At 73.6% G+C, this 18,555-nt stretch carries 19 protein-coding genes; 11 read left to right on the forward strand and 8 right to left on the reverse strand.

What is annotated here, in order from left to right:
- Positions 1-32 precede the first annotated feature (32 nt).
- The 3 genes from OG370_RS04945 to OG370_RS04955 form a co-directional block, all read right to left on the reverse strand.
- Complete coding sequence (locus OG370_RS04945; RefSeq protein WP_328473796.1) at positions 33-899, reverse strand: DMT family transporter; 867 nt, start codon at positions 897-899, stop codon at positions 33-35.
- Positions 900-1,109: 210 nt separating this feature from the next.
- Positions 1,110-1,709 (reverse strand): GNAT family N-acetyltransferase, encoded by a 600-nt coding sequence (locus OG370_RS04950; RefSeq protein ID WP_328460979.1) that lies wholly within the window; start codon positions 1,707-1,709, stop codon positions 1,110-1,112.
- Between the two features lie 78 nt (positions 1,710-1,787).
- Positions 1,788-2,849 carry a LysR family transcriptional regulator gene (locus tag OG370_RS04955; protein WP_443060615.1) on the reverse strand — a complete coding sequence of 354 codons (1,062 nt, stop codon included), beginning with the start codon at positions 2,847-2,849 and terminating at the stop codon, positions 1,788-1,790.
- A 37-nt stretch (positions 2,850-2,886) separates the two neighbouring features.
- Between OG370_RS04955 and OG370_RS04960 the strand changes: the two genes are divergently transcribed.
- From OG370_RS04960 to OG370_RS04980, 5 genes are all read left to right on the forward strand, one after another.
- Positions 2,887-4,167, forward strand: coding sequence for an MFS transporter (locus OG370_RS04960; RefSeq protein WP_328460981.1), 1,281 nt, complete (start codon positions 2,887-2,889; stop codon positions 4,165-4,167).
- 221 nt (positions 4,168-4,388) lie between these two features.
- Positions 4,389-5,639 carry an MFS transporter gene (locus tag OG370_RS04965; protein ID WP_328460983.1) on the forward strand — a complete coding sequence of 417 codons (1,251 nt, stop codon included), beginning with the start codon at positions 4,389-4,391 and terminating at the stop codon, positions 5,637-5,639.
- 471 nt (positions 5,640-6,110) lie between these two features.
- Positions 6,111-6,599, forward strand: coding sequence for a cation:proton antiporter regulatory subunit (locus OG370_RS04970; protein ID WP_328460985.1), 489 nt, complete (start codon positions 6,111-6,113; stop codon positions 6,597-6,599).
- A gap of 6 nt (positions 6,600-6,605) precedes the next feature.
- Entirely contained in the window at positions 6,606-7,967 is a 1,362-nt protein-coding gene (locus tag OG370_RS04975) for a cation:proton antiporter (protein WP_328460987.1), read from the forward strand.
- Between the two features lie 108 nt (positions 7,968-8,075).
- On the forward strand, positions 8,076-9,131 hold the full coding sequence (locus OG370_RS04980) for a PucR family transcriptional regulator (RefSeq protein ID WP_328460989.1): 1,056 nt from the start codon (positions 8,076-8,078) through the stop codon (positions 9,129-9,131).
- 61 nt (positions 9,132-9,192) lie between these two features.
- Here the strand turns inward: OG370_RS04980 and OG370_RS04985 are convergent, their stop codons facing one another.
- A complete protein-coding gene (locus tag OG370_RS04985) occupies positions 9,193-9,984 on the reverse strand; it encodes an isocitrate lyase/PEP mutase family protein (protein WP_328460991.1) in 792 nt (263 codons plus the stop codon).
- 252 nt (positions 9,985-10,236) lie between these two features.
- Here OG370_RS04985 and OG370_RS04990 point away from each other — a divergent pair, with 252 nt between their 5' ends.
- The 6 genes from OG370_RS04990 (at position 10,237) to OG370_RS05015 (ending at position 15,167) form a co-directional block, all read left to right on the forward strand.
- Complete coding sequence (locus OG370_RS04990) at positions 10,237-11,361, forward strand: Dyp-type peroxidase (RefSeq protein ID WP_328460993.1); 1,125 nt, start codon at positions 10,237-10,239, stop codon at positions 11,359-11,361.
- Positions 11,358-12,176 carry a family 1 encapsulin nanocompartment shell protein gene (locus OG370_RS04995; protein ID WP_328460995.1) on the forward strand — a complete coding sequence of 273 codons (819 nt, stop codon included), beginning with the start codon at positions 11,358-11,360 and terminating at the stop codon, positions 12,174-12,176. The genes OG370_RS04990 and OG370_RS04995 overlap by 4 nt, the downstream gene beginning before the upstream one ends.
- Positions 12,177-12,319: 143 nt before the next feature.
- Positions 12,320-12,820 (forward strand): methylated-DNA--[protein]-cysteine S-methyltransferase, encoded by a 501-nt coding sequence (locus tag OG370_RS05000; protein WP_328460997.1) that lies wholly within the window; start codon positions 12,320-12,322, stop codon positions 12,818-12,820.
- Between the two features lie 113 nt (positions 12,821-12,933).
- Positions 12,934-13,521 (forward strand): RNA polymerase sigma factor, encoded by a 588-nt coding sequence (locus OG370_RS05005; RefSeq protein ID WP_328460999.1) that lies wholly within the window; start codon positions 12,934-12,936, stop codon positions 13,519-13,521.
- 2 nt (positions 13,522-13,523) lie between these two features.
- Positions 13,524-14,144, forward strand: coding sequence for a methylated-DNA--[protein]-cysteine S-methyltransferase (locus OG370_RS05010; protein ID WP_328461001.1), 621 nt, complete (start codon positions 13,524-13,526; stop codon positions 14,142-14,144).
- 183 nt (positions 14,145-14,327) lie between these two features.
- Complete coding sequence (locus OG370_RS05015; RefSeq protein WP_328461003.1) at positions 14,328-15,167, forward strand: SAM-dependent methyltransferase; 840 nt, start codon at positions 14,328-14,330, stop codon at positions 15,165-15,167.
- Between the two features lie 116 nt (positions 15,168-15,283).
- On the opposite strand, the gene OG370_RS05020 is transcribed toward OG370_RS05015, so the two are convergent.
- From OG370_RS05020 to OG370_RS05035, 4 genes are all read right to left on the reverse strand, one after another.
- Positions 15,284-16,111 carry a helix-turn-helix domain-containing protein gene (locus OG370_RS05020; RefSeq protein ID WP_328461005.1) on the reverse strand — a complete coding sequence of 276 codons (828 nt, stop codon included), beginning with the start codon at positions 16,109-16,111 and terminating at the stop codon, positions 15,284-15,286.
- 182 nt (positions 16,112-16,293) lie between these two features.
- Complete coding sequence (locus tag OG370_RS05025; protein ID WP_328461007.1) at positions 16,294-16,551, reverse strand: DUF397 domain-containing protein; 258 nt, start codon at positions 16,549-16,551, stop codon at positions 16,294-16,296.
- Between the two features lie 158 nt (positions 16,552-16,709).
- A complete protein-coding gene (locus OG370_RS05030) occupies positions 16,710-17,171 on the reverse strand; it encodes an MmcQ/YjbR family DNA-binding protein (protein WP_328461009.1) in 462 nt (153 codons plus the stop codon).
- A 126-nt stretch (positions 17,172-17,297) separates the two neighbouring features.
- The gene (locus OG370_RS05035; RefSeq protein WP_328461011.1) at positions 17,298-18,470 is read right to left on the reverse strand and encodes a chitinase; all 1,173 of its coding nucleotides are present in this window, start codon (positions 18,468-18,470) and stop codon (positions 17,298-17,300) included.
- Positions 18,471-18,555 lie beyond the last annotated feature (85 nt).

Here is an 18,555-nt window from a genome sequence, read left to right on the forward strand (position 1 = left end):
GCGTGCGGCACCCCGTGCCGTTGCCGTGCCTGCTACTTCGTGCCCAGCTCGCGGGTGAGCCCGACCGACTTGGAGAGGTAGACGGTGCCGGCCACGACCATGGCCACGCCGAGGAGTTCGGGAAGGAACCACCAGCCGGTGCGGATGTGTTCGGCGTAGACGGTCAGCCCCAGCACCAGGCTGAGGGTCGCGTCGCCGAGGGTCAGCGCGGGCTGCGAGACGGCGATGGACCCGGACTGGAGGGAGTTCTCCAGCAGGAAGACGGCCGCGATCCCGCACAGCGCGAAGCCGTACGTCTGCCAGGCCGCGAGGAACGCGCCGAAGCCGTGTGCGGAGAAGGTGTTGGCGGCGGACTTCATCAGCGCGGCGGTCAGCGCGTTGGCCGCGGCGGCGGCAACGCCGAGCAGCGCGGCGCGGGCCGGGCCGGCCCGGCGGTGCCGGGCGAGGGCGACCGCGGCCACGGTGAAGCCGCCCACGCCGGCGACCGCCGGCACCCAGCGGGCGAGTGACGCCTGGTCGGTGCCGCCGTCGGGTGCGGCGCAGGCCAGCGCGATGGCCAGCCCGACCACCATGCAGCCCACCGCGGTCCAGCCGCGGCCCGGCAGGGTGCGCTGGAGCACGGGCATGGCGATCAGCAGCGCGAAGGGCAGTTCGAGCACGAACACCGGCTGGGCCAGCGCGAGCGGGCCGGTGACCAGCGCGAGCGCCTGGAAGAGCGCGGCGAGGGCCACCCCGCAGATGCCCAGCAGCCACACCGACTGGTGCAGCATGTCCACCAGCAGCCGGAAGCGCATCGCGTCCTCGGCGGGCACCCGCCTCGCGGCCTTGCGTTGGAAGACGGTGCCGGCCGCGTTGCTGGCGGCACCGAGCAGCGCGAAGAGCACACACAGCACCAGCAGGGCGGACCTCCCGCAGCGTCCCTCACGGGTTCTCCGCGCGCGGGCGGATAACCGTATCGAAGCGGCGCCGAAGCGGCAGCGCCGAACCGGCAGACCATGCAGGACAGGACGTTACCCGCGGCGGCCCGTGCCGGGTGCCGCCGACATGCCGCAGGACAGGCCCGGGTCGACGGTCACGGCAGCGGATCACCGGTCACGGCAGCCGGTCGTCTATCGCGGTATCGGCGCCGCGGGGCTCGCCGGCAGTTCGATCCGCCAGTCGTTGCACGTGATCGGGTTCCCCTTGGGGTACTCGAAGCCGACCTCGCCGAGCAGGGTGAAGCCCGCGCGGCGGCACACCGCGTTGGACGCCGGGTGGTCGACGGACGGGTACGCGTGCAGGTGGCGGCGGGTGCCGGCGGCAGCCGCCCGCTCGACCACGGCCCTGGCCGCGGCGGCCGCGATGCCGTGGCCCTGGAACTCGGGGAACACGCCCCAGCCGGTCTCGTAGACCGGCTCCTCCTGCCAGACCCGCCCCCAGAACCCGATGGAGCCCACCACCTCCTCGGCCGGACCCGGACCAGCACTCGCGCCCACACCCTCGCCCGTGTTCGCCATGACCACGTACATCCGGCCGCCGTCACCGTCGAGCCGGAGGTAGCGCTCCTGGCGAGCGAGCAGCTGTGACTCGCTCTCCGGGCCACCGAGATGCTCGGTCATCTCCGCCGAGTTCGTGCGCCTCAGCACCCACAGGTCACCCTCCTCCCACTCCCTCAGCCGCACCGTCACCGGCGCCGCCGGCCGTCCATCCCCTGCCCGCACCTTGCCCATGTCCGGACCCTATGCCCGCCCACTGACAATGCCTCTGACCAGCAAGAACACCGGAGTGGTGGGCGCGCCCGGGTGGCGTCACCTCGGCAGCAGCGCGCCCTTGCGGCTGAGCAGGAACGCCTTGAACGCCGCGACCGGCGCGGTGTCGCGCTGCCCGTCCAGCCACGCCACGCCGATCTCGCGTACGGCGCGCTGCCCGATGAGGTCGAGTTCGGTGACGCCGGGGCGGGGCACCGCGGGGGGCGGCAGCAGCGCCACGCCGAGGCCGGCCGCGACCAGCCCGCGCAGCGTCTCCGCCTCCTCGCCCTCGAACGCGATCCGCGGCGCGAACCCGGCCTCGGCGCACAGCGCGTCGGTGATCCGGCGCAGCCCGTACCCCGCCTCCAGGGTGACGAACGGCTCGGCCGCCAAGTCCGTGAGGTGGACCCGGCGCCGGTGGCCGAGGCGGTGCCCGGCCGGCACCACCAGCCGCAGCCGCTGCTGGTCCAACCGGCGGACGACCAGGCCGGGTTCGGCGGGCAGCGGCGAGGTCAGGCACAGGTCGAGGGCGCCGGCCCTGAGCCGTTCGAGCATGGCCTCGCCGTAGGTCTGCACGAGGTGGAAGCGGACCCGCGGGTGGTCGGCGCGGAAGGCGCGCAGCAGCGCGGGGACGGTCTCGGGGCCGAGGGTGTGCAGGAAGCCGAACGCGACCCGGCCGCTGCCGGGGTCGGCGTCCACCCTGACCTCGTCGGCGGAGCGCTCCACCTCCGCGAGCGCGCGTTCGGCGGCCTGCTGGAAGGTCAGGCCCGCGCGGGTCAGCCGCAGCGTGCGGCCCTGGCGGGCGAAGAGGGTCACCCCGAGGTCGGCCTCCAGGCGGGCGACGGCGCGGCTGAGGGTGGACTGCGGCATGCCGAGGTGGTCGGCGGCCCGGGTCATGTGGGCCTCGCGGGCGACGGCGGCGAACTGGGCGAGGCGCGGGGCGAGCCGTACGGCCCAGGCGCCAGGGGACAGTTCGGCGGGGGCGGGAGCGGGGGCGGGAGTGGAAGCCCCACCCGGCTCCGCCGCCGTGCGCGCGCCTTCTTCCTCGTCGTCGCCGCCCACGGAACTCCCCTCCGTACTGCACTGATGCTGTGACGGATCGATTCTGCCCCTTCCATGCATTGGACGCATGCGAACCGGGGCCCCTAGCGTCGCTGTCATGGACCCCGCAGATACGGGAGCGGCCGTACCCAGCGCGGGCCCGGCCGCTCGGCCCACCGGCGCCGGAGCGCCCGTGCACACGGCCCCGGCCGACTCGGCCGACTCGGCCGACGACCGGCTCCGCGCCGGCACCCCCGCCTACCGCCGCGCCAACCTCGCCCTGTTCGCGGCCGGCCTGGCCACGTTCGCGCTGCTGTACTCCACCCAGGCGCTGCTGCCCGCGCTCTCCGCGGGGCTGCGGCTGTCCCCCGCCCAGGCGAGCCTGACCGTCTCGGCGAGCACCGGCGCCCTCGCGCTCACCTTGCTGCCGGCGAGCGCGCTCAGCGAGAAGTACGGGCGGACCCGGGTGATGACGGTGTCGGTGTTCACCGCGTCCCTGCTCGCCCTCGCGGTGCCCTTCGCGCCGAACCTCGCGGTGCTGGTCGCCCTGCGCGCCCTCCAGGGCGTCGCGCTCGCCGGGCTGCCCGCGACCGCGATGGCGTACCTCGCCGAGGAGGTACACCCTTCCGCCGTGCCCTCCGCGATCGGCCTGTACGTCGCCGGGAACTCCATCGGCGGCATGAGCAGCCGGGTGGCCGGGGGCGCGCTCGCCCAGGCGTACGGGTGGCGTACGGCGCTGTTCGCGGTCGGCGCCACCGCGCTGGTCTGCGCCGTCGCCTTCCGCCTGCTCGCCCCGCCCGCACGCCACTTCAGCCCCGGATCGATCTCCCCGGCCGCGCTGGGCCGCACGGTCACCGGTCACCTGCGCGACGCCCGGCTGCGCCGCCTGTACGCGGTGGGGATGCTGTTCATGGCCGTGTTCGGGGCGGTGTACACGGTGCTGGGGTACCGGCTCACCGCTGCGCCCTACGGGCTGTCGCAGTCCGCGATCGGTGCGGTCTTCCTGGTCTACCTGGTCGGGACGGGTACGTCCGCCGCGTCCGGGGCGCTCACCGCGCGGGTGGGGCGGCGCGGTGCCTTCGCGGTGGCGCTCGTGCTGTGCGGGGGCGGGCTGGCCGTGACGTGGGCGCGGCCGCTGTGGGCTGTGCTGGCCGGGCTCGTCCTCATCACCGGGGGGTTCTTCATCGGGCACGCGGTCGCGTCCGGCGCGGTGAGCCGTACGGCCCTGGCCGGGCGGGCGCAGGCGTCGGCGCTCTACCTCACGGCGTACTACATCGGGAACAGTCTCGGGGGGACGCTCGGGGCTTCCGCGTACCACCTCTCCGGGTGGACCGCGACCACGCTTCTCGCGTTCCTCGCGCTGCTCCTCGCCGCGCCGGCGGCTCTACGGCGCCCCTGACCCCCCGGGTTTCCCCGTCCCGGGACCACCCCTCGGTGGTGGGCTGGTCGCGCAGTCGCTCTCTCCCCTGTCGGCTGAGGCCTTCCGTGGCCGCGCGAATGGTAGGTTCGGGGGATGTTCTTCCTCTGTGCGTAGGGCGCTGGGTGCGCGCCGCCCGTCGGTGAGTTGACGGGTGAGGTGCGCGAGACGGCCCATGCCACTGCGTATTCCAGGGGATACCCATGTCTTCGCCAGATCCGGCGGCGTCGTACGCCGCCGTGTTTCGCCTGCCCCATGCCCGTGTCACGTTCGGCGCCGCGCTGGCGGGGCGGCTCGGGTACGGGGTGCTCGGCCTCGCCCTCGTGCTCTCACTGACCGCGGCCGCCGGCTCGTTGGCGGCCGGCGGGCTGCTGTCGACGGTGTTCGGGACGGTGTCGGTCGTGCTGGGCCCGGCACGCGCCGACCTCGTGGACCGCTGGGGCGCCCGCCGCGCCCTGCCGTCGCTGGCCCTGCCGTTCGCGACGGCGCTCCTCGCCCTCGCGTGGTGCGCGGGCCCGTACTCGGGGGCGGCCGGCCGCCCGGGTACGGCCGTGCTCGCGCTGCTCGCGGCGGCCGCGGGCTCGCTCTGCCCTCCGATCGGGCCGACGATGCGCGCGGTGTGGAGCGCGCTGGCTCCCGACGAGGCTTTGCTGCAAAGGGCGTTCAGCCTCGACACCGTCGCGGAGGAACTGCTCTTCCTGGTCGGCCCGCTGATCGCGGTGGCGATGCACCCGGTGCCGGCGCTGGCTCTGTCGGGCCTGCTGATCGCGGCCGGCTCGTGCGCGCTGGCGGCCTCCCCTGCGGCGCGGCTGATGGCGGCGGCGGGCCACGGTGCGCCGGAAGGGCGGAAGGGCCAGGTGCGGCGCCGGCTGCGGCTGCTGTCCGCGGAGGGCGCGGGCGTACGGCGGGCGGCCGGCGCGGCGCTGGCCGTGGGTGCGTGCCTGGGCGGCATCGACCTGTACGTCATCGCGTGCGCGGACCGGGCGCACCACCCGGGCGCGGTCGGGTGGGTGCTGGCCGGTCAGTCCGCGGGCAGCGCGATCGGGGGGCTGCTGCACGGGCGGATGACGTGGCGGCGCTCGGCCGCGGGAAGGCTGTCGCCGCTGCTGGCGGCGCTGGCCGCGCTGCTCGCCGTGGACGCGGCCGCCTCGGGTGCGCTGCCGCTGCTCGCGGTGTGCGTCGCGGCGACGGGCACGCTGATGGCGCCCGCCTTGTCCACGGCGTACCTGGCGGCGGCCCGGCTGGCCCCTGACGGCACCGCGACCCGAGCCACCGGCTGGGTCAACTCGGCGGTGAACGCCGGTTCGTCGGCGGGCGGCGCGCTCGCCGCCGTCCTGGTGGCGACGGCCCCGCTGCCGGTCTGCTTCCTGGCGACCGCGGCCGTACCGGCGCTCGGCGCGCTCAAGGCAGGAGCCCGCGGCCGGAATAGGCGGGTAAGGACCACGACCCCCTGATTTCGCCCATTACCTCATACGGTACAATTCTTTACCTGACCAATACCAACGGGCAGGTGAGCGGGAGGGATGGCGGCATGGTGCGGTACGAAACGACCACCGCGTGCTCGCCCGTCGTTCCCGGCGTTCTGCGGGGCGGACCGGCGGGCAGCGCATGGGCGATGCCCGCCGGGTGCGCGCCACGCGACCGGGTTCCCGATATCGGCGCCTGAGGTCCGCGCGGTTCCTCCGCCGGACCCGGCGCCCCGCACCCTGTCCCCCACGTGGCGTCTCCGCCGTCCGTGGCGGGTTCGCACAACCCGCGACCGTGACCTGGCGCGTCGTGCCCGGCCGCCGCCAGGCGACCGGGCACGACGCGACACGCACGCCCCGCACACCTCTCCGCACGCACACACGCACACACGCACACACGCACACACGCACACACGCAGGATTCCGTCCCCCACCCCCGTACGCCCCTTGGAGCACGCCATGGGCCTGTCGGCTCACGTTCGCAAGACCCCGCTGCCCGGTGTCGGCAGCCGCTACGACCTCGACACCGACGCCGGCGGGCACCTGTCGGTCGTCGTACACCAGGACGGGCGGCGCGTGCTCGCGCTGCGCGACCCGCAGGACGACGACGCGTGCACCGACGCCGTCCCGCTGACCGAGGCCGAGGCCGGGGCGCTGGCCCGGCTGCTGCTGCCGGACCCGGTGGCGAAGCTGCGCCGCGCGCAGGTCGGCATCGACCTGGTCACCGAGCGGATCGAGATCGACAGCCGGTCGCCGTACGCCGGCCGCACGCTCGGCGCCACCCAGGCACGTACCCGCACCGGCGCCTCGATCGTCGCGGTGCTGCGGCGGACCTCGGCGCATCCGTCGCCGGCACCCGACTTCCGTTTCGCGCTCGGGGACACGCTCGTCGTCGTCGGCACTCGCGAGGGCGTGGACGCCGTCGCCGAACTCATCACCGGAGGATAGCCGCCCGTGCACAACACGACGTCCATGCTCGTCGAACTCGGGGCGATCATCCTCGCCCTGGGCCTGCTCGGCCGGTTCGCCGGCCGGGTGGGTTTCTCCCCGATCCCCCTCTACCTGCTCGCCGGGCTCGCCTTCGGCCAGGGCGGCATCCTCCCGCTGGACGCGAGCGAGGACTTCGTCGCCACCGGCGCGGAGATCGGCGTGGTCCTGCTGCTTCTCCTGCTGGGCCTGGAGTACAGCGCGTCGGAGCTGGTCACCAGTCTCAGGACCCAGTACCCCTCCGGCGCGGTGGACTTCGTGCTCAACGCGGTACCCGGCGCGGTCGCCGCGCTGCTGCTGGGCTGGGGCCCGGTCGCCGCGGTGGCGCTGGCCGGTGTCACCTGGATCTCCTCCTCGGGCGTCATCGCGAAGGTGATGCGCGACCTGCGCAGGCTCGGCAACCGGGAAACCCCGGTCATCCTGGGCGTGTTGGTGATCGAGGACCTGGCGATGGCGCTCTACCTGCCGATCCTCACCGCGCTGCTGGCCGGCGCCGGTCTGGCCGGCGGCACCGTCACCCTGCTGATCTCGCTGGGCACGGTCGGCGCGGTCCTCTACCTGGCGCTGCGGCACGGCCGCTTGATCAGCCGGGCGGTCTCCTCGGACAACCCCGAGATGCTGCTGCTCGTCGTGCTCGGCCTGACCCTGCTGGTGGCGGGTGTCGCCGAACGCCTCCAGGTCTCCGCGGCCGTCGGCGCGTTCCTGGTCGGCATCGCGCTGTCGGGTGACGTCGCCGAGGGCGCGAGCAACATCCTCACCCCACTGCGCGACCTGTTCGCCGCGGTGTTCTTCGTCTTCTTCGGACTGTCCACGGTCCCCGCCGACATCCCGCCGGTGCTCGTGCCCGCGCTGATCCTCGCGCTCGTGACCGCCATGACCAAGGTCGGCACCGGCTGGTTCGCCGCCCGCCGGGCCGGCATCAAGACCCCGGGACGATGGCGGGCCGGCGGCACCCTGGTGGCCCGCGGCGAGTTCTCCATCGTGATCGCCGGGCTCGCGGTCGCCAAGGAGCCGCGCATCGGCCCCCTCGCCACCGCCTACGTGCTGATCCTGGTCGTCCTCGGCCCGCTCAGCGCCCGCTTCACCGAGCCCCTGGCCCGCCGCGTCACCCCCCACCTGCCGCGACGGTTCGCGCCCGCCGCGCAACCCGCACCGGCCGGACCGTCCGAGGCCGCGCCCGCATCCACCGGTGACACGGCGCCCGATACGGCGCACGACGGCGAGGCCGGCGCCGACCTCGAACCGGAGCTCGGGTCCGACCTCGAAGCCGAACTCGGGCCCGAAATCGGCCCGGAGATAGGGCCGGAGGCCGCTCCCGCGAAGAGCTGACCCGGGGCCCGCACACCGCACAGCGCACACCACACCCGCCCACCCGCCGCCACGCCCGGCGGCCCCGCGCACCAACTCCCACCGGCACCGGCGACGATCGGGGGCACCATGACCGTGGACAACCTGCCGCAGACCTTCCTCACCGGCTATGCCGAGGTGCTGCTCAAGGCATCGGCCACCGGACGCCGACTCACCCGGGAGGAACTCAGCAGCCACCGGGCGATGGGTGCGAGGGCGGCCGAGGCGGGCTACGACTGGCGGCAGATCCTGCGCGAACACCTCGCGGCCGGGCGGGTCGTACGGCCGCGCTCGGCCGCGGACCTCGACGGCGTGCTGGCCACCGTCGGACAGGCGCTCGACGCGTTCGCCGACGGCTACCAGCGGGCCCAGCGCGCGGCCGCGCACACCCATGACGCGGCCCGGCGGGCGTTCATCGGCGGCCTGCTGTCCGGCACCTTCGACCCGGAGGCGCTGGCCGTGGACGCCGAGCGCTTCGGCCTGCAACTGTCGCACGCGCACAGCGTCGCGGTGGCGGTCGGCGTCGAACCGTACGACGACACGCACGCGGTGACGCGGAAGGTCAGCACCGACACGCTCAGCCGGTTCGGCAGCCGCGGGGTGCTGCTCGCCGCGGTGGACGGCGCGCTGGTGTGCGTGACACCGGGCGGGCAGGACGACGTGCCGGCCCACTTCGCCGAACGCGCGGTCGCCGCGGGTGCGGTCCGGGTCGCGATCGGCCGCGCGCGGCAGGGCGCCGCAGGGTGCGGGCACTCCTATCGCGAGGCGCTGGGCGTGCTGTCGGTGGCGGACCGGATGGCGTTCGAGGAGCCCGTCCTGCACGCTGTCGACCTGCTGGTCTTCCCGGTGCTGACCCGCGACCGGCAGGCCCTCACCGATCTCGTGCAGACCATGCTCGGCCCGCTGGAACAGGCGCGCGGCGGCGCCCGACCGCTCCTGCGCACCCTGTCGGTGTACTTCGACGCCGGGTGCGTGACCGCCGAGGCGGCCCGGCGGCTGTCACTGAGCGTCCGCGCGCTGACCTACCGGCTGCAGCGCGTCCGCGCGCTGACCGGCTCGGACCCGGCCGACCCGCGCCACCGCTACGCGCTCCAGACCGCCGTGATCGGCGCGCGCCTGCTCGACTGGCCGGAGAACGGCCCCTGATCGGCCCTGACAGACCCTGAAACGGCCCTGGTCGGCCCGGCCGTGCGGGGTGCGTCCCCGCTCAACGGCCGCCGGTGCGCTCGTAGCCGACCAGCCGGGCCTGCAGTTCCTTGTACGGGGTCGCGCCCGGCAGGTCGGTGCGGCCGTCGCGGACGGCGGCGGCCACGGCGGTCGCCGCGTGCACGGCGGCGCGGTAGGGCAGCGAGCCCGTGCTGACCCGGCGGACCCCGAGCCCGGCCAGGTCGTCCAGGGTGAGGTCGGGCACCACCAGCACGTTGAGCGGGACCGGGATGCCCGCGGCCAGCTCGCGCAGCACCTCCGGGTCGGTGGCGCCCGGCACGAACACGCCGTCGGCGCCCGCCCGTACGTAGGCCGCGGCGCGCTCCAGCGTGGCGGGGATCTCCGCCTCGGTGCCGAGCCAGTACGTGTCCACCCGGGCGTTGACGAACAGGTCGGGGCAGCGGTCCTTGACGGCGGCGACCTTCGCGGCGTGCGCCTGCGGCGCGACCAGCCGTTCGGCGGTGCTGTCCTCCAGGTTCACCCCCGCCAGGTTCGCCCCCGCCGCTTCGAGCCGCGCGACGTACTCCGCGACCTCGGCGGGGTCGTCGCTGTAGCCGTCCTCGACATCCATGCTGAGGTGGGCGGGCAGCCCGCTCAACGCGCGGGCCAGCGCGAGGTTCGCGTCCTTCGTGGCGCGGCCGCCGTCGGGCCGGCCGAGCGCGGACGCCACCCCGAAGCTGGTGGTGCCGATCGCCTCGAAACCGGCGTCGGCGAAGGCCAGCGCCGACGGCACGTCCCAGGCGTTGGGCAGGACCAGGGGCCGCGGGCCGCGGTGCAGGTCTCGGAACGTCATGGTCCGCACGTTAGCCCCTCACAGGTCGCGCCCCTTGGTTCACGGCTGGTTTGCGGCCCGCTTTTCGCGGAAGAAGCCCAGAATCCAGGGCGCGGAGGCACTCACCGGGAGCCCGCCACCCGCCGGTGGCCCCTCGGCCGGCAGAACGCACCGGCCGCGGGGGACACGCCCGGGCACTCCCGGTGAGCGGGGGCCCTGGGCAGTAGGGTCCAGGTGATTCACCGGACGCCGCCCGCACAGGGGAGAGTTGGATTGGCCACCGAGCCGGAACCGCAGCCCGTACTGGGACCGCTCACGTCCGCCGCGATCTTCCTCGTGGTGACGGTCGAGGACGGCGGCGAGCAGACCGCGCGCGAACTGCTCGCGGACCTCGCCGGGTTGACCCGCGCCATCGGGTTCGGCGCGCCCGACGGCAAGCTGAGCTGCGTCGCCGGGGTCGGGTCGGCGGTGTGGGACCGCCTGTTCGACTACCCGCGGCCCGCGGGCCTGCACCCGTTCACCCCGCTGGAGGGCCCGCGGCACCGCGCGGTGGCCACCCCGGGCGACCTGCTGTTCCACCTGCGGGCCACCCGCCTCGACCTGTGCTTCGGGCTGGCCGCCCAGATCATGGACCGGCTGCGCGGCTCGGTGGTCGTGCGGGACGAGGTGCAGGGCTTCAAGTACCTGGACGTACGCGACCTGCTGGGCTTCGTGGACGGCACCGAGAACCCGGTCGGCCCGGCGGCGCGCGAGGCGGTGCTGATCGGCGCGGAGGACCCGCAGCACGCGGGCGGCAGCTATGTGATCGTGCAGAAGTACCTGCACGACCTGGACGGCTGGAACGCGCTCCCGGTCGAGGCGCAGGAGCGCATCATCGGCCGGACGAAGGCGACCAACGTCGAACTGGACGAGGACGACTCGCACGTCGCCCTGAACACCGTCACCGGCCCGGACGGCGAGGAGCAGGACATCCTGCGGGACAACATGCCGTTCGGCAGCCCGGGCCGCGGGGAGTTCGGCACGTACTTCATCGGCTACGCCCGCACCCCCGACGTGACCGAGCAGATGCTGCGGAACATGTTCCTGGGCACCTCGGCCGCCTCCCACGACCGCATCCTCGACTTCTCCACCGCCGTCACCGGCACTCTCTTCTACGCGCCGTCCGCGGACTTCCTCGACGACCTGCCGGACGCCCCGGGGAGCGGGTCCGCGGCCGGGGCCACGGTCGGGTCCACGGCCGGGTCCGCCGTCGGGTTCGCCACGCAGCAAGCGTCCGGGCCCCCGTCCGGACCCGCGCAGGCGCCCGCACCGGAACCCGCGCCGGCATCCGCCCCCGCACGGTCCGCCGCCGACGGCAGCCTCGGCATCGGCAACCTGAAAAGGAGCACGCCCTCGTGAACAACCTGCACCGCGAACTCGCCCCCATCTCCGACGCCGCGTGGGCCGACCTGGAGGCCGAGGCCCGGCGCACCTTCGCCCGCAACGTCGCGGCCCGCCGCATCGTGGACGTGCCCGAGCCCGGCGGCCTCGAACTGTCCGCGGTGGCGACCGGGCACCTGGACGAGATCGCCGCGCCCGGGCACGGCGTGACCGCGCGCACCCGCCGCTCGCAGCCCGTGGTGGAGCTGCGGGTGCCGTTCACCGTGGACCGCGGCCAGGTCGACGACGTCGCGCGCGGCGCCAAGGACGCGGACTGGCAGCCGGTCAAGGACGCGGCCAAGCAACTCGCCTACGCCGAGGACCGGGCGATCTTCGAGGGGTACTCCGCCGCGGGCATCACCGGCATCCGGGCGGCCTCGTCCAACCCCGGGCTGACGCTGCCCGCGGACGTGCGGGAGTACCCGGACGCGATCAGCCACGCCGTCACCACGCTGCGGCTGGCCGGTGTCGACGGCGCGTACACGCTGGCGCTGAGCGCCGACGCGTACACCGCGGTCAGCGAGACCTCCGACCACGGCTACCCGATCCACCAGCACCTCGCGCGGCTGCTGGACGGCGAGATCGTGTGGGCGCCGGCGATCGACGGGGCGTTCCTGCTCGCCACCCGCGGCGGCGACTTCGAGCTGCGGCTCGGCCAGGACGTGTCGATCGGCTACCTCGGCCACACCGCCACCACCGTCGACCTGTACTTCCAGGAGTCGCTGACGTTCCTGGTGCACACCGCGGAGGCGGGGGTGGCCCTCCAGCCGTCGTCCAAACCCACCGCGGTCTGAGCGAGCGGTCCGAAGGGTTCAGGCGGTTCAAGCAGCTCAAGCGGTTCCAGGGGCCCGGATCTCACGTTCCGGGCCCCCGCCGCGTCTACGGTGTGTCGGCGGTCCGCACCGAGGGCCGCCAGGAGACGTGGAGGAGAGCGGCGATGAGGACGCACACCGTGGTCGACTCCCCGGTCGGGGAACTGGTGCTGGTGGCCGAGGACGGCGCGCTCAGCGGGCTGTACTTCGCGCACCGGCACCGGGGGCGGCCGAAGCCCGAGGAATTCGGCGCGCGCGACGACAGCGGGTTCGACGCGGCCCGGCAGCAGATCGAGGAGTACTTCGCGGGCGAGCGGCGGGAGTTCGGGCTGCCGCTGGCGCCCAAGGGCGACGACTTCCACCGCAGGGTCTGGGACCTCATCGCGGCGATCCCCTACGGCCGCACCCGTACCTACGGGGAACTCGCCGCCGACCTGGGCGACCGGCAGCTGGCGCAGGCGGTCGGCGGCGCGGTCGGCGCGAACCCGCTGTCGCTGGTGGTGGCGTGCCACCGCGTGGTGGGCGCGGGCGGGAAGCTCACCGGGTACGCCGGCGGGCTGGAGCGCAAGCGGTTCCTGCTGGACCTGGAGGAGCCCGCCGAGGAGAAGGAGGCACGGCTGTTCTGAACGGCGGGGCCGTGGTGCCACGGCGACGCCGGCCTCGGCCGCCCGGCGCGCGACGGCCGCACTTTCCCCGGCCGGCGGGCTCACGTTCCGACCGCCCGGAGCGTTGACAGGGTGTGAGCAAGCCACCGTTCGAACAGATCGTGACCGAGCACGGGCCGATGGTGCTCCGGGTCGTCCGTGCCGTCCTGGGCCCGCACGACGCGGAGGACGCCTGGTCGGAGACGTTCCTCGCGGCGCTGCGGGCGTATCCGGAGCTGCCCGGGGACGCGAACGTGGCCGCGTGGCTGGTGACCGTCGCGCACCGCAAGGCGATCGACGTGACGCGCGCCAACGCGCGCCGGCCCGTACCGGCCGGCGAATTGCCCGAGCGGCCGAGCGCCGCCGGCCGCCCCGAGGACTGGGACCCCGATCTGTGGCGCGCCCTGAAGGCGCTGCCCGAGCGGCAGCGGCACGCGGTGGCGTACCACTACCTCGCCGGGCTGCCCTACAAGGAGATCGCCGCCGTGACGGGCGGCAGCACCGACGCGGCACGCCGGGCCGCCGCCGACGGCATGCGGACGCTGCGCCGCACCTACCCGGCGCATCCCGACCCCGATCCGGAAACGGACACCCGCACCGGGACCAGGACGGACACGAGCACAGGCACGGGCGGTCGTGGAAGCACGGCCGCCGGCAACGAGACGGGAGCGAAAGGACGATGACCATGACCGCCACCGAACCGGCCGGGCGGGACCCGTTCGCCGGGCTGCCCGAGCACGACACCGAGGCGATGGCGCGGCTGCACGCGCGGCTGGCCGAACGCGCGGTCCGCGCGGGCGTGCTGGACGTCGCCTACCGGACCCTGGACACCCCGGCGGGCACCCTGCTGCTCGCCGCCACCGACGAGGGCGTGGTGCGGATCGCGTACGCGGTGCAGGACCACGCCGCGGTGCTCCAGCAACTCGCCGACCGGGTCAGCCCGCGCGTGCTGCGCGCGCCCGGGCGGCTGGACAACGCGGCGAGGCAGCTCGACGAGTACTTCGCCGGGCACCGCAGGACGTTCGAACTGCCGCTGGACTGGCGGTTGTCGAAGGGCTACCGGCGCGAAGTGCTGAGCCTGCTGCCCACCATCGGCTACGGTCGCACCGAGAGCTACGCGCAGGTGGCGGCCGCGTCCGGCAGCCCTCGCGCGGTGCGCGCGGTCGGTACCGCGTGCGCCACCAACCCGCTGCCGGTGGTGGTGCCCTGCCATCGCGTGGTGCGCTCCGACGGCTCCCCCGGGCAGTACGCCGGCGGCGCCGACGCCAAGCGGCTGCTGCTCGCGCTGGAGGAGGCGGCAGCGTGACGGCGGCCCCTCCGCTCCCCCCGTTCAGGGGTGGCGCGGGGGGCCCACCACCGGATAGGACAGGGTGGCACCGGGTATGACCGGTGCCACGGAGCCGCAAGGGGCTCGACGGGCCGGCGACGACGTCGGCAGGGCCGCCCGGCCCGATGAGAGTGGTAGCGAAGCGAAGAATGGGAGCCGCGCGTGGCCGAGGAAGAAGCGACATTCGCCGAGGAGACCGACCTTTCCGACCGGTTACGGCAGGACCTCCCGCACAGCGCGCGGATGTACGACTACTACCTGGGCGGCAAGACCAACTACGCGGTGGACCGGACCGCCGCCGAGGACGTGATCCGCCGGTTCCCCTCGATCAGGACCGTCGCCCGGGTCAACCGCTCCTTCGTGCACCGCTCGGCCCGGTTCCTCGCCCGCGAGCGCGGCATACGCCAGTTCGTCGACATCGGCACCGGCATACCCACCCAGCCGAACCTGCACGAGGTCGTGCAGCGCGAGGTCCCGCAGGCCCGGATCGTCTACGCGGACAACGACCCGATCGTGCTGGTCTACGCCGACAACCTGCTGAGCAGTTCGCCCCAGGGCGCCACCGAATACGTCGAGGCCGACGTCACCGACCCGACGGCACTGCTCGCCGCGGTGGAGGCGGCCCAGTGCGTGGACTTCTCGGAGCCGATCGGCCTGAGCCTCAACGCGGTGCTGCACTTCGTGCCCGACACGCGGGACGCGTACGGCGTGGTGGAGGCCCTGGTCGGCCGGCTCGCGCCGGGCTCGTACCTGGCCCTGTCGCACTGCACCCCGGACTTCGACCCCGACGCCTGGGCGACGATCATGGAGATCTACACCCAGGGCGGCACCCCGCTGCAGGTCCGCACCAAGTCCGAGGTGGAACGGTTCTTCAACGGTCTGGAGCTCGTGGAGCCCGGCGTGGAGGTCGCCCACCAGTGGCGCCCGGAGGCGGGCGAGGGCCCCTCGCTGGTCACCAACGCGCAGTCGTCGCTGTACGCGGGCGTGGCCCGCAAGAGCTGACCGCCGACCGCACCGGCCGACACGTCGAGCGCCAAGGACCTTGGCGCTCGACGCGTTCCGTCCGCCCGCGCTCTCGTTCCGGCCTTCGCTACGGCCTTCGCTCCAGCGTTCGCTGGTCAGCGGAACTTCTTGATGTGGTCCTGGATGCGGCGGACGGTCGCGCGCTGGCCGAGCGAGGCGATCATCAGTCGATCGAAGCCCTTGACGTGCTCGTCGACCTCGTGCTCCTCCTGGAGGTAGAGGCCGCCGCCGGAACGCTCGATGTAGACGATGTCGGGGAGTTGACCGTCGGCGAAGTCGAAGATCGTGGTGGTACCGATCTGCACCGGCAGGTTGGGCCGGTTCAACTCCACCAGGTTGAAGCCGATGTCGGGGTCGTCGGCCAGGGATATCAGGTGTTCGAGCTGGCGTCGCATGCCCTCGCGGGAGCCGTACGGGCGGACCAGGGTGACCTCGTCCAGCACGCACAGCAGCTTCTTGCCGGGCGAGCGCATCAGCCGCTGCTGCCGCATCGCGCGCAACTCGATGATCCGGTCGATGTCCTGCTCGCTCTTGCCGGGCGAGTTGGCCCGGATCAGGGCGCGGGTGTACTCGGCGGTCTGCACCAGGCCCGGCAGTTGGGCGATCTCGTAGCTGCGGATGCGCTGGGCCATGTCCTCCAGGCTGACCAGGGTCTGGAGGGTCTTGGTGGAGACGTCGCTCCACGCGTCCCACCAGCCACGCTCGTTGGCGGCGCGGGCGAGGTCGAGCAGCAGGTCGCGCTCGGACTCGTCCCGCACGCCGTAGACGTCCAGGAGGCGGTGGAGGTCGGCCTCCTTGAAGTCGTGCCGGCCGTTCTCCATCCGGCTGATCTTGGACGCGGAGTGGCCGATCTGTCGCACGACGTCCTCGGCGGTGAGGCCGAGCGCCTGCCGGCGCTGCCTCAGCGTCTCACCGAAGATCATCCGTTGCGCGGTCGGCGCCCGACCGGACAGGTCGTGGACGTTACGGGCCCCACGCGGACTGCGAGACGGTTGAGCTGGCACGGTCGGTCTCCTTCTCGGGGCGAGGCACCCCGTATGGGTCACCTATCGTGCCGTAGCGCTCACAAAGCGGAGGGCCCGACGTCACATCTGGCTGGATCTCGCTACTCGACGGCGAACTCGCCACGGGCGGTACCGGCCACGAACGCGCGGACCGCACTGCGGCTGAAGGTCAGAATCGGACCGTTCCTGTCCTTCGAGTCGCGGATTCCGACCGTTTCCTGGTCGAGTTCGGCTACCTCGACGCAGTTGCTCTCATGGTTGCTGTATGAACTTTTTCGCCAACTCACCACGGTTTCGGCCATGTTCGGCCGTGGCTGCGGAGCAACCTGGCGCTTCGTGCCTTCGTCCCGACCGGTCATCGTTCTCCTCCTCGCAGTGGGGGTGATCGAATTCGGCCGCACGTGCAATTGCACATCGCCCGGCCACCTTTACATGATGGCCGGGCCGCACCGGTTTCATGCGCCGCACGGGCGTACTCCTGCCCCAGGGGGGTCTTTACGGTCAACTCCCGCGCGGCTCAGGGGACGAGCGGCGTCACGGCGGGGGTGAGGAGCGTGAGGCGGTCGCGGGTGGCCTTGGGCAGGCCGGCCACGACGCGGGAGTAGGAGTGCGCGACGAGGTCGTCGATCTCGTCCGGGGGGATGCTGCCGTCGAGCGCCACCGTGTTCCAGTGCTTCTTGTTCAGGTGGTAGCCGGGGGTGACGGCCGCGTAGTGGTCCCGCAGGTGCAAGGAGAGTGCCGGGTCGCACTTGAGGGAGACGGACGGCGGGTCGGCGTCGGGGCTGAGGATCGCGAAGACCTTGCCCGCGACCTTGTAGACGTCCACGCCGGGGCCGAACGGGTTCTCCTCGGTGGTCTCGGGCAGTTCGAGGGCGAGCTCGGCGATCGCGTCCGGCTCCACCGGCGGATACGGCGCCGGGGCCGCGGAGGCGTCCGCACCGTCGTCGTCGCCGTGGCCGTCGCGTGCGCTGGTCGCCATCGGTCCTTCCTTCCGGGGTCGGCACTGGGGTGCGCGGGTCGGCGCGCGTTCACGCTACAGGGCGGCACCGACACACCGCCCGGACCGCCGCTCCTACCCGGGAGCGGGGGTCCGGGCGGTCCTCGTTCAGCGGCCCTGGAGCGACTTCACGTTGTCCCCGAAGGCCCACCCCTGCGAGCCGTCCCAGTTCAGCGACCAGGTCATCAGGCCCTTGAGCGCCCCGCCGTAGGAGTTCCACGCCTGCCCGACCAGGTCCGGCGCCATGTAGCCGCCGCCCGCGCCGGGTTGCGCGGGCAGGCCGGGCACCTGCTTGTCGTAGGGGACCTTGATGGTGGTGCCCTGGACGGTCAGACCGTTGTTGAGGCAGGTGGTCTGCGCGGTGAAGCCCGCGACCGTGCCGGCCTCGTAGGAGTCGCCGGAACAGCCGTACATGCTGCCGTTGTAGTACTGCATGTTGAGCCACCACAGCTGGCCGTTGTCGGCGTACTTCTTCACGATCGGCAGGTAGGCGCCCCAGATGGAGCCGTAGGTGATGCTGCCGCCGGTGACGTAGGCGGTCTCGGGCGCCATGGTCAGACCGAAGCCGGCCGGCATCTGGGAGAGCACGCCGTCGATGATGCGCTCCAGGTTCGCCTGCGAGGTGGAGAGCGTGCCGATGTCGCCGCTGTTGGTCAGGCCGGTCTCGATGTCGATGTCGATGCCGTCGAAGTTGTACTCCTTCAGGATCGGCACCACGGTGGCGACGAAGCGGTCCGCGACCGCGCTGGAACTGAGGTCGATGCCCGCGGTGGCGCCGCCGATCGACATCAGGATGGTCGCGCCGGCCGCCTTGGCCTGGCACATCTCGGCGGGCGTGGGCACCTTGACGCCGGTGTCCATGCCGTCCTGCCACAGCACGGTGCCGTCGGAGTCGATGACCGGGAAGGCCGCGTTGATCACGTTGTAGCCGTGCTGGGCGATACGGCTGTCGGTGATCGGTATCCAGCCCATGCCGGGGTGGACGCCGTTGGCGGCGCCGTCCCAGTTCTCCCAGTACCCCTGCAGGACCTTGCCCGCGGGCCTGGGCTTGGTGGCGCAGGTGTCGTCGGCGGGCGCGGCGGCGGCGCGCGTCGACGGGGAAGCGGCGGTGGCGGTGTTGGCGGCCGTGGCGGCTTTCGCGGCGGCCGTGCTGACGGTGGCGGTGCGGGTCGGGGTCGGGCTGCTGGCGTGCGTCGCCGCCGCGAGCGGCAGTTGCGCCAGGCAGGCCGCCGCGAGGCCGGCGCCGAGCAGGCGCAGCCGGCGGCCGTGGGTAGCGGGCATGTGTGCTCCTTCTCTCGCCGCGGACCGCGGGTCACCGAGCCGGTGGGGGGCGGCCGTGACGGCCCGGGCTTCGGAGTGAGGTGGA

The organism is Streptomyces sp. NBC_00448, assembly GCF_036014115.1.
Lineage (GTDB): Bacteria > Actinomycetota > Actinomycetes > Streptomycetales > Streptomycetaceae > Actinacidiphila.